The organism is Paenibacillus sp. FSL A5-0031, assembly GCF_001956295.1.
Lineage (GTDB): Bacteria > Bacillota > Bacilli > Paenibacillales > Paenibacillaceae > Pristimantibacillus.
The window spans coordinates 410,471-422,292 of sequence record NZ_MRTD01000005.1; the positions used below are offsets into that span (position 1 = coordinate 410,471).

7 protein-coding genes and 1 pseudogene are annotated in these 11,822 nt (G+C 44.3%); all 8 read left to right on the top strand.

Features of this window, described 5'->3' with window-relative positions; translation table 11 throughout:
* Positions 1-6 precede the first annotated feature (6 nt).
* Complete coding sequence (locus BK120_RS12085) at positions 7-1,611, top strand: response regulator transcription factor (RefSeq protein WP_256710865.1); 1,605 nt, start codon at positions 7-9, stop codon at positions 1,609-1,611.
* A gap of 180 nt (positions 1,612-1,791) precedes the next feature.
* Positions 1,792-2,757: a metallophosphoesterase family protein gene (locus tag BK120_RS12090; protein ID WP_076267728.1), complete on the top strand. Its 966-nt coding sequence runs from the start codon at positions 1,792-1,794 to the stop codon at positions 2,755-2,757.
* 30 nt (positions 2,758-2,787) lie between these two features.
* Positions 2,788-4,377 carry a DUF4091 domain-containing protein gene (locus tag BK120_RS12095; RefSeq protein ID WP_076267729.1) on the top strand — a complete coding sequence of 530 codons (1,590 nt, stop codon included), beginning with the start codon at positions 2,788-2,790 and terminating at the stop codon, positions 4,375-4,377.
* 120 nt (positions 4,378-4,497) lie between these two features.
* Positions 4,498-5,511 carry a sensor histidine kinase gene (locus BK120_RS12100; protein WP_076267730.1) on the top strand — a complete coding sequence of 338 codons (1,014 nt, stop codon included), beginning with the start codon at positions 4,498-4,500 and terminating at the stop codon, positions 5,509-5,511.
* The gene (locus tag BK120_RS12105) at positions 5,501-6,937 is read left to right on the top strand and encodes a response regulator transcription factor (protein ID WP_076267731.1); all 1,437 of its coding nucleotides are present in this window, start codon (positions 5,501-5,503) and stop codon (positions 6,935-6,937) included. Before BK120_RS12100 ends, BK120_RS12105 begins: the two co-directional genes overlap by 11 nt.
* A gap of 291 nt (positions 6,938-7,228) precedes the next feature.
* On the top strand, positions 7,229-8,542 hold the full coding sequence (locus tag BK120_RS12110) for an ABC transporter substrate-binding protein (protein ID WP_076267732.1): 1,314 nt from the start codon (positions 7,229-7,231) through the stop codon (positions 8,540-8,542).
* A gap of 84 nt (positions 8,543-8,626) precedes the next feature.
* Positions 8,627-11,569, top strand: a complete 2,943-nt coding sequence (locus BK120_RS12115; RefSeq protein ID WP_076267733.1) for an extracellular solute-binding protein — start codon at positions 8,627-8,629, stop codon at positions 11,567-11,569.
* An 18-nt stretch (positions 11,570-11,587) separates the two neighbouring features.
* Positions 11,588-11,822, top strand: a pseudogene (locus BK120_RS35730) (sugar ABC transporter permease); the annotation flags it as partial.

The window sequence follows — 11,822 nt, forward strand, 5'->3', positions numbered from 1 at the left end:
AAGAGCTTGCAGGTTCTGATTGTTGATGATGAGATGTACTCCGTCATGGGGATAAAGGATGCAATCAACTGGGATGCACTAGGTGTCTCTGCGGTATTCGATGCCTATAACATGAGGGAAGCTGTTAAGATCTTTCAGGAGCAAGAAATTCAAATCATGATTAGTGATATCGAAATGCCGAAAAACACAGGAATCGAATTGCTAGAGTGGGTAAACGAGAATTCCCCGAATACGGAGACGATCTTCTTGACGGCTCACGACGATTTTAGGTTTATGCAGCGGGCCGTTCAGCTCAGCAGCTTTGACTATATGATGAAGCCTGTGGAATATGAAGTCTTGGAAGAAGCGATCCGGAAAGCTATTCTTAGTGTGAATAAGAAGAGTGCAGAACTGGTACAGAGCGAACAATACAAGCCATATTATGAGTTGTGGAACAAAAAAAAGACGCTGCTTAGCGAACGCTTCTGGTACGATCTGCTGTCAGAACGTATTGTGGCTAGAGAGAATGACAACTGCAGCCTGCCAGCTGAGTACGGCATAACATTGAAGCCGGATGATCGACTGCTTCCAGTCATAGTCAGCGTAGAAAATTGGAAGCGGGAACTCAGCACGCGGGATGAGGAAGTGATGGAGTACGCCATTCGTCAATCCTCCTCCGAGCTGTTGATTGCCGACTCACGAGGAGAGGTCGTTCAGACCAAGAACGGTGTCACGTTGGCTATCCTCTACTTCTCACCGGAAGAGGAGTCCACGCTTCGTGATCGTATTGGTGATAGATGCAATATGTATATTGATGCTTGCAGTCAATACTTAAACTGTACGGTATCCTGCTACATCGGTGAGCCTGTGAGACTGCATGAGCTAACGGTGATGTATAAGACGCTGTTGTCCATGGAGTACAATAATCTCAGTGAGTCCAATCAGCTGAACTGGCTTAGCAAGCAGAGTCCAGATCCTTTTCCAGATCCTTGCTTGCCTGACTTTACGGCTTGGGCGCTGCTGCTCGAAAACGGCAAAGAAAAAGAGCTGGTTCAGCAGCTGAGGAATAGTCTTCAGGAGCTGGCTTCGGATCGACGATTTGGAGCAAACGCGCTGCAAGCCTATTATCAGGGATTTCTGCAGATGATTCACTACCTGCTGCAGAAGAAAGGTCTCTCTGCCCATCAACTGCTTCAAGACACTAGCGTCCCTCAAATGAAAGCGCCTCCGCGTACGCTAGAGCAGATGGAAGAGTGGGGTATAAATCTGATTCAAAAGGTATATTGCTATCTCTTTCAGGAAGAGTCAGTCATTCCGCGTCTTAAAGCATATATTGCTGATCATCTCAGGGAGAATATCACCCGGGAAATGCTCGCGGAATACGTTCATCTCAATCCTGCTTATCTCTCCCGTTTGTTTAAAAAGGAGGTAGGGATGAGTATTACAGATTATTTGCTTAACGAGAGGATGCGGATTGCCAAAGCGTTGATTGCCAGCTCGACAATGCCGATTTCAGAGATCGCTCAATCGATTGGATATAGTAACTTTTCCTACTTCTCTAAAATGTTCAAGCGTGTCTATCAAGCGAACCCCCAGCAGTTTAGGAAGCTTTCAGGCAGCTCGAATAGCTGAATTTTTTCGTTGTTTTTCATCGCCGCCCGATTAATTGGGCGGCTTTTTTTTGCCGCAGCTTATAGAAAGCAATGAAGTCACCAGTCTGTTAGTAGATAGTCACTATTCTGGTAGAGTGAAATGGGCTGTGTTCATACAATTCAAGTACAGCATTCTTTACAGTGAAAGGAGCTCAGCCGGATGAGCAATAAAATGAAATTTCGTGAGGATGGTACCTTCGTCATTGTCCAATTCTCCGATGTGGAGTTTATAGACGCGGGAGATTATGACCCGGATACACCGGAATTTAATCGCATGACGAGGGAGACAATGGAAAGCGTTATCAAACAAGAGAAGCCGGATCTAATCGTATTTGCCGGTGATGTTACAGCTAGCGCCAGAGGAAATGATCCGATTCAATCCTTACGCGATGCTGTCGCGGTAGCGGAGGAGAGCGGCATTCCATGGGCAGCTGTATTCGGCAATCATGATTCAGAAGGAGCCGTTTCTCGTGAGCAAATGCATGAAGAACAGCTAGCCCACAGCTACTGTGTCGCTGAGGCCGATCCTCCGAATGTAAGCGGGTCTGGTAATTATATCATTACTCTTCTTGACCAAAATGATGAAACGGCCGCTGCTTTGTATTTCCTCGACAGCGGTGATTATTCTTCTAACCCGTCGGTTGGCGGCTATGACTGGATTCGAAGAGATCAAATTGAATGGTATGTCTCTGAATCGCAGAAATTGTCGTCCATTAACAACGATTCGCCCTTACCAGCATTGGCGTTCTTTCATATTCCTCTGCCGGAGTATCAAGAGGTATGGAATAATCAGACTTGTCTGGGACACTGCTTTGATGGAGTAAGCGCACCTGTTATAAATTCCGGTTTCTTCTCGGCGATGGTGGAGATGGGAGATGTTATGGGGACGTTTGTTGGCCATGATCATGCGAATGACTTTAGCGGAACGATGCATGGTATCCGTCTTTGTTACGGCCGATCTACGCGATATGTGAGTTATGTGGATAATGTCCGCAAGGATCATTTTCAAACGGGGGCAAGAGTTATCCGATTAAAGGCAGGCGAGCGGAATTTCGATACATGGATTCGCCAAAATGACGGAACGATTGCGGTTTTGCCTGAGCATCATCCGAACCAGTCCGACTAATTATAAAAGCTTGAGCGAGGAGGCTTGTTGATGAATTGGCAAATATTCGATGTGAATGAGTGGGTTTATCCGGATACTGAATTATCAAATGCAGGGGCGAGAAGCATTAATCTAGAGACGGCGCGAGGCACCTATATTGGCTGCCAAATCTTGTTGGAGGGACTCCCTTCTAATACGGAAATAACATGGGAATATGTCTCGGCCGATTCTGAATTTGTGAAAAATACGTCTATGTATCAGCTCATTGATGTTCAGGTGAATGAGAATACAGGGCCTGATTATTCCACCGTACCTGTAGGCACTCCAGCCGATTATGTAACACGACTTGCGCCGTTCCGTGTATACGATGCTCTAAAGCCGGTCGGCGAGGAATTCCAAGCGCGTGCTGAAAAAGATGCCCTATATGTTTGCTGGAAAGTGGACGAATCCGCAAATCCACATCAGCATGTCGGGGAGCTGCGTTTCCATATTGATGGCAATAGCTATGTCGTTCCTGTTGAAATAGAGGTGTTTAAAGCTAAAGTTGCCAAAGAGGAAACGCTGTCGATTACGAATTGGTTCTCATTTGGCAATATAGCAAAGTGGCATAACCTCGAAAAATGGTCGGAGCCCTTCTGGAACATGGTTTACCAATACGGAGAAGCGATGCGCCGGACTCGTCAAACTCATTTCTTAGTCGGCATGGAATTGGTTGATATCAAGGAAACGGGAAAAGGCAGCTATGAATTTGACTTCTCGCGTGTCGAGACGTTAATCAAAATGTTTCTAGGTCTGGGCTTCACCCGTATAGAAGGCGGGCATATAGCTGGTCGAAGAGGCTGGGACGATTCGTTTTTCGTTTTAAACTATGATACCAACATAAAAGCAACAAGCCCGGAAGGCTATACATTTATATCGCAATACCTATCTTCCTGGAACAAGTTCCTTGCCACTAACGGCTGGATGAGCTTAACTGTACAGCATATTGCTGATGAACCGCTTGAAGAGTCGGCTCAAGATTATCGGGTCTTGGCAGGCATAGTTAGAAAGTTCATGCCGGGGGTTCCACTTATTGACGCAATCATTCATACGGAACTGGAAGGAGCATTAGATATTTGGGTGCCAACGAATAGGGACTATGATCGCAACAAATCGGCTTACGAAAGAATCCAGGCTGGCGGCGATACATTATGGTTTTATACATGCTGGAACCCAGGCGGTCATTATATGAATCGCTTTCTAGATATTCCGCTTCTCAAAACAAGATTTCTGCACTGGGGCAATTACTTATACAAAATGGATGGCTATCTCCACTGGGGATTGAATTATTACCTGGAAGGCCAAGATCCATTTGAATTGACGAATCCCATGCTTGCTCCAATCGTTCATACCAAAAGGGTGCCTGCCGGCGATACCCATATCGTCTATCCGGGTACGAATGGACCTTGGCTAAGCATGAGGCTGGAGTCGATGAGGATGGGCATTGAGGATTATGAATTGCTTCAACAGATAGCTCAAGCTGACCGTAAAATAGCGGATGAGCTAGTAAACTCCTGCATGAGAAGCTTTACAGAAGCAAATACCGATGCAGCAGCATTTCAGCAAGTACATCGACGATTGCTCGAAGCCGCATCCATCTGAATGGCACCTACTAACACCATAACTTCCTGCTAAGCGCTTGATATTTTTATTTATCAGTTTCTTAGTAGGGAGTCCCCACATCATTTTCATCAACCTACGCATGAGAATGGAGCGATAGACGTGTCCTTGCTGCGTAAGCTTTCGATTCGTTCACAGTTATCCATAATCGCGTTATCCATCACCTTTGTCTTACTTTTCATCTTATGCACCAGCTATTTGCAAATGGCTAAGATCATTAGCTCAAACAGTGAAAAATATTCGAGCGAGATTGTAGATATGGTCCCTAAAGACGCACTGATGCGCGACATGAACGCGATTCACTTTTCTTTTATTTGGATATTTGTGTTTGGAGCTGTTATCGCAGCAGCTATGTTCACTATTATTACAAGCAACATTTTGCTTAACAAGAACGATTCCTTAGCCAAAGAGCTTCTGGATACAAATGCGGTGCTTTCCTTCATGCAGCTAGAGAAGAAGAAAGCTGAGCTTGCATACCTGCGCTGCCAAATTAATCCTCATTTTCTCTATAATACGCTGGAAATGATCAAAGGAATGGCTGCAGTAAAAGGGGTTCTTGAAATTAGAGAGGCTGCCGCTTTGCTTGGAAGTATATTTCATTACAGCGTTAAGGGGGCAGGAAATGTTCCCTTGGACACGGAGCTTTCTATCATCGAGTCATATTTACAAATTCAAAAGCTGCGTTTTGGTACCCGCTTTAGTGTGAAATTTGATATCGATGGTCTTGCCCGCAACTGCCATGTGCCGAAGATGATTTTGCAGCCAATTGTCGAAAATGCGGTTTATCACGGACTAGAGTTAAATGAAAAGCAAGGTTTATTAAGGATAAGCGCTTATCTGGATGTGTACAGAGACTTGATTATCGTCATTGAGGACGATGGGGTAGGGATGAATCAAGCTCAACTGGAGCGGGTCCAATCTACATTGTCGGACTCGGAGCCGAGTGGATTGCTGATAGGCGAGAGAGATAACAGCATCGGTTTTGCCAATGTGAATGTAAGGATCAAGCTGATCTGTGGTTCAGAGTATGGACTTGATATTGCTAGCAAGGAAGGTGAAGGAACTCGGGTAACGGTGAAGCTGTCGACGAAGGGGGAATTTTCGAATGTATTATAAGGTTCTGCTAGTTGATGATGAAGCATGGGTTGCTGAGAGTCTTAAGGCGAGTGTTAATTGGCATGCTTATGGGTTTGAGGTTGTAGGAATGGCTCATAACGGGACAGAGGCACTGACCATGTTTGAAGCTATACTTCCCGATATCGTATTCACCGATATCCGTATGCCAGGTATGAATGGTCTGGAGCTTATTAAAAAAGCACGTGAGCTTCCGCATAAAGCGCAATTTATTGTCGTAAGCGGCTATGCAGAATTTGCTTATGCGCAGAAGGCGCTCTCTTATGGTGCGCTTGCTTATTGCCTTAAGCCGTTCGATGAAGAGGATATTATATCGATCCTAAGCAAATTCAAGAAAAATAATGAAGCACAACATGAGACAGCTGAAAATCCACTTCAATTATTTTTGGAAGAACCAAACGAAACAAATCGCAATAGGCTTACACACAAGCTCGAACAATATGGCTTAATGGATGGCTTTAATGATGGAGTTGGCCTAATCGTCTGTTCCACTATCGGTAATGAGTCATTACAGGCTTCAGAGAACTATTTGCAGGTTAAGATCGGAAGATCAAAGTCACTGTATCTCGTGGCCTGGGCTCAATTGGAGAAGACAATTAATGAAATAAGCAAAGGGATGCCTGATCGGATCCGTGGAATTGGCGTAAGTGAAAAAATAACAGAAATAGAGAAACTAAAGGAATCGGTTGAAATCGCGAATTCATTAGCTGATCATTATTTTATTACTGGTAAAGCAGCGATATTTCGCAAAAAAACCCCGATACGCAAACCTTTTAACGAAATGCTGAAGAGAATTGATGATGCTATTCGAATAGGTGATATAGCTGCTGCGAATGTTGCTTTTGACCAAGTACTCGTCCTGTTCAGAGAAGGAAGTCTGACAATTAGCCATGCACTCCAGCTTTATAATATCGTACTTTCATTCATGTACCAGTTTGGAATTGAGCTGTCCGATAAGATGTTATATAGCAATGAACTGCTGCTTGCTTCTTTTGGCTCTCTATCTGAAATGATTCATTGTTTACGTCAATATGTAAGCAGATATATTCTTGAAGCGACTGAAAACGTCTCACAAGAAATTAGCAATGAAACCTTTAGAGCTATTCTGAACTATGTGAATCAAAATTACATTCAAGATATATCGATACAGAGCTTATCGATCAAGTTTTATACAAACCCTAGTTATATCAGTCAATTATTCAAAAAGGAAGTAGGTGAGACGTTTACAGCATATATCGCCAAATTACGCATTACCTATGCCTGCAAGCTGCTTGGCAATACTAATTTAATGGTGGGTGAAATTGCAGAAAAGGCGGGATATCAGGATTATTTCTACTTCACAAAAATTTTCAAAAAAGTTGTTGGTACCACGCCATCAAGGTTCCGTGCGGAGATGAAGCTCGCGTAGGCGCTTCTTTTATTAGAGGGTATACCTGCTCACGGTGTATTAGTATGTAAAATTTTTAGATAATCTATCGTTATTTATTATGAGATTTGATGGACCTTATCGTTTAGGTTATTTATGTAGAAAAAGTATGAATTTGTACAGATACCTCGCTCTAAACCAAACTCTTATAATTAGGATTACAACCAAATGTAACCGCTTTCAAATATGCTCCAATCCTTATACATTAGGCGATCATTCATTTGGGTTTAGTAAGGAATGTATCTAAAAAATGATATTAAGGGGGAAAGAAGAATGAAGCTAAAATTATTAACGATGATGCTGGTTTTTGCAATGTTTGTATTTACTGGCTGCTCGCAAAATTCCGGATCTAATGCGCCTAAGGATGAGCCAACCCCGGCTCCTACAACGGAGACCGTCGAAGAGACGGCAACTGAAGCGCCACCATCAACTGCGCCAGTCGATGAGAAGATTGACTTCAAAGGCGGAACGATCCGCATCGGGCAATGGTGGGGAATGGAAAACTATTTGAATGAGGAAGAGAAGGAAATGCAGCGCAAAGCAGAGGAAAAATACAATGTGAAAATTGAGTATGTAACTGTACCTTTCGCTGAGATTCAATCAAGAATAGTAACAACTTCCGTAGCAGGGCAGCCTTTTGCCGACATTATTATGATTCCGACGGAATGGGCGATTCCAAAGATGGTTAGTGAGGGGTATCTTCGCAATATTGACGACCTAGTGGATATGAAAGACCCTAACTGGAATCAAGTTATGTTGAAGAATGGCAGCTACGGCGGGAAGCAGTACAGCTTCACTGACAAGGACAATAACGGCAATGGATTCTACTATAACAAAACGTTAATTCAAAAATTCGGTTTAGAAGATCCTTATGAATTGCAGGAAAAGGGGGAATGGACTTGGGATAAGTTTCTAGCGATGGCCAAAGCCGCTACGAAGGATGGCGTATTCGGCGTAACTCCTTACGATACAGCTTCGAGCCTAACGCTTCCTTTCATTTACTCCAATAACGGATCTGTAACGAAAGATGACCAAATTACATTTGAGGGACCGGAAGCATTAGAAGCTATACAGTTTGTCTCCGATTTATACAATGTTCATAAAGTTGTGGGCGGATCTTTTGTGGAAGGTAAAGCGCTATTCTATCCTGGAGCTCGTTGGGTTTCAGCAGATTTCAATGGCAGCCTGGCCGATGACTGGGGTTATGTATTCTTTCCTAAGGGTCCTAAAGCAACCGAATATGTTGTTCCAATAACTGTAAACATGTGGCATCTGATGGCGGATGTAGAAAACCCTAAAGCAGTTATGACAGTTTGGCAGGAGCTTTATGAGAGAAACCCTGAAAAAGGCTATGATGGCGTAATTCGTGGAGAAGAAGCTAACTTTAGAAGTGAAGAGGGTCTCAATACACTACGTAAAATGCTTGGTAACGGAACGGTGATGCAGTTCTTTGCCTATGATGGCTTCCAGGGTTATTTCGATGAAGCGATTAATAATATCATGACAGGAAAAGCGACACCCGCAAGTGAACTTGCGAGAATTAAACCGCTTGCTCAGGCTGCAATTGATGTGACTTTGAAGAAATAGGATTTGGTTGCATAAAACGCTGCGCGCACCCCAATTCATTTCTATGGTTGGGGTGCTGCTCATAAGCGGGAAGGGGGATTCCATATGGCCAACGTCAATAAATATGGAATAGTCAAGGTAGTACTTTTAGTCACGCTCTCTGCTGTGTGTATCCTGCCCCAGAGCTTTCAATCAAAGGGGATGTCCACGGTAAAGGCAGCCTCAAATGCTGCTGATACATCTGAAACTATCTCGGAGCAGATGCTCGGTAGTAAGAGTGAGAACGGATACGACCAATATTTGGTGAAGCATCAGAATGCACCTAGGCCTGATCAAGAGATTATCATCCCAGGAGATACCTTCTCTAAAGTGGTAGACATGAAGGCTAACGTCGTTAACGACATGGCTGGATTGGCGGGCAATGCGGTTGAATCGGATGAAACGGGAAGTATCTCATGGGAGTTCGATGTAACGAATGAAGGTTTATATAATATTGCAATAAATTTTCACCCAATGGAGGGTAAAGGTGCGGATATTGACCGCGAGCTGCTGGTTGATGGAGAAGCGCCGTTTGCTGAGAGCAGAAACTTAGTGTTCGGAAGAGTGTGGACGAGCAAAGCGGAAATTGCACGTGATAAGCGTGGGAATGACACCCATGTCCAGCAGGTAGAGCTGCCGATGTGGCAGGAGACGTACGCACAAAGTGCGGATGGTCGCCACAATGAACCCTATTTATATTATTTTTCTCAAGGGAAGCACAGCATCACTTTAGTTTCCGCAAAGGAAAAGATGCTGATTCGTTCTATCAAGCTGAACCAAGTTGAACAAGCGAAGGGTTACGAAGCGGTTGCCGCTGAATATGAATCGAATGGTTATAAAGATGCTTCTGATGTCATGATCAAGGTTCAAGGGGAATTAGCGTCCTTGAAGTCAAGTCAAGTACTTTATCCGATGATGGATCGCAGTAGCCCGTCTACCGAGCCTTATCATATGTCTCAAATCCGACTTAATACGATTGGCGGCTTCAACTGGTCGGAATCCGGTCAGTGGATGACTTGGGATATAGAAGTGCCGGAAGATGGACTTTATCATATCGGCATTAAATATAAACAAAGCTTTCAACGAGGTATGATTTCTTATCGCAAAATGTATATTGACGGCAAGCTGCCGTTTCAGGAGGCTGATGGCATTGCCTTTGGTTTCTCAACGAACTGGGAAATGAATGAGCTTGGAGACGGGAAGAGTCCGTACCAATATTATTTAACGAAAGGCAAGCACGAGATTAAGCTTGAAGTGACACTCGGAGAAATGGCATTGCTGCTGCGAACAGTGGAGTCCAGCGTGCTGGATCTAAATTATATTTTCCGGCGCATTATTATGGTGACGGGCACGGTACCGGATGAATATCGGGATTATCAGCTTGATAAAAAAATTCCAGAGATGATTGAAGTTTTCACCAAACAAATTGAAGTGTTGAAATCTATAGTTGAGCGTGTAGAGAAAATATCTGGCGGCAGCAGTGATCGCACAGCTTCATTGAATCGGCTCATTTTTCAGCTGCAAGACATGGTAGATGCTCCAGAGACAATAGCACGCCGGTTAGAGACGTTCAAATCCAATACAAGCTCATTAGGAGATTGGATTTATTCTATCAATTATATGCCTTTATCGATTGATTATCTTGTCATCGCCTCTCCTGATAAGAAAATGCCTGCTGTCAAAGCGAAGTTTTTCAAAAGAATGAAGCATCAAGTGGGTACGTTCATGCTCTCTTTCTTCACCGATTACAATCTGCTCAGTTCGACGGAGAAAGGCAGTAAAAAAATCACGGTGTGGATGACGCAGGGTATTGATCAGGCAAAAATTGCGAAGCGGCTTATTGATGAGTCATTTACTCCTGAAACCGGAGTTGCCGTCGACATAAAAGTGGTCAGTGAAGGCGTGCTCATGCAAGCCATGCTGGCAGGACGCGGTCCTGATGTTTCCTTCGCTCTGCCGGAAGATAAGCCAGTCAATTATGCCTTGCGGAATGCAGTGGAGGATTTATCCAAATATCCTGGGTTCGACAAGGTGAAGCAGCGCTTCCATGAGAGCGCATTAGTTCCTTATGAATTTAATAAGGGAACATTCGCGCTGCCTATTGAGCAGCAATTTCCGGTTTTATTTTATCGGAAGGATATTCTCGAGGAAATGAATCTGGAGGTTCCGCAAACATGGGAGGATGTCTTTGAGATCATTCCTGAGCTGCAGAAGCAAAATCTGTTATTCGGCTTCCCTATTCAGGTTTTGGTGAAAACGGGGGCGAACGTACAAGATAACGCTACATTGCCGGTTAACTTTACCTTTGGCACGATGCTGTTCCAAAACGGCGGGGAAATTTATCGCAAAGGTGATAAAGCCAGCGCACTAGATACTGAGGTGTCTGTAAAATCATTTATCGATTGGACGGAATTATATACGACCTATAAGCTGCCGTTAACGACCGACTTCGTCAACCGTTTCCGCAGTGGAGAGATGCCAATCGCGATTGCTGACTATACGAGATTCAATCTCATCAACGTCGTTGCACCGGAGCTGAAAGGACTATGGAATTTTACTCTTGTGCCAGGACTTGAGCAGGCTGACGGCACTATTCACCGGGAAGTTCCTGCAACTGGAACCGCTGCTATTATGCTGAAGGACAGTAAGCATAAGGAGGAAGCATGGTCCTTCCTAGATTGGTGGACCAGCACGGACGTACAGGCGAAGTACAGTCTTGAAATTGAAGCCATTTTCGGGCCGGCTGGAAGAACTTCCACAGCTAATCTGGAAGCGGTGGCTCGGATTCCTTGGCAGGTGAAGGATTACAACGTATTAATGGAGCAGTGGAAATGGGCAAAGGGATTGCCAGAGGTTGCTGGCGGATATTTCACTGGCCGTCATCTTGACAATGCGTTCCGCAGCGTCGTTATCTCTAACGAGGATCCACGTGAAGCGATAGACCATTATACGAAATTTATTAATGAGGAAATTGTGAAAAAACGAAAAGAGTTCGGCTTGCCAAACTAGAGAGAGGGGGCGGTTGTATTGTCAGGCCCAAATCAAGCAAGCATTGAATTGCAGGGTACAAGCAGATTGGAGAAGCAGCCTAGCGAGAGGCGGAAGAGGCTTGCTCATCTACGAGGCGAGATTAGTATGAAACGGCATGGCTATGTACTCCTTGCTCCATATTTCATACTCTTCTTTATCTTCACCGCCTTCCCAGTCCTTATGGCATTCGGACTTAGCTTCACGGATTTTAATGTACTTGAAGCGCCAGGGT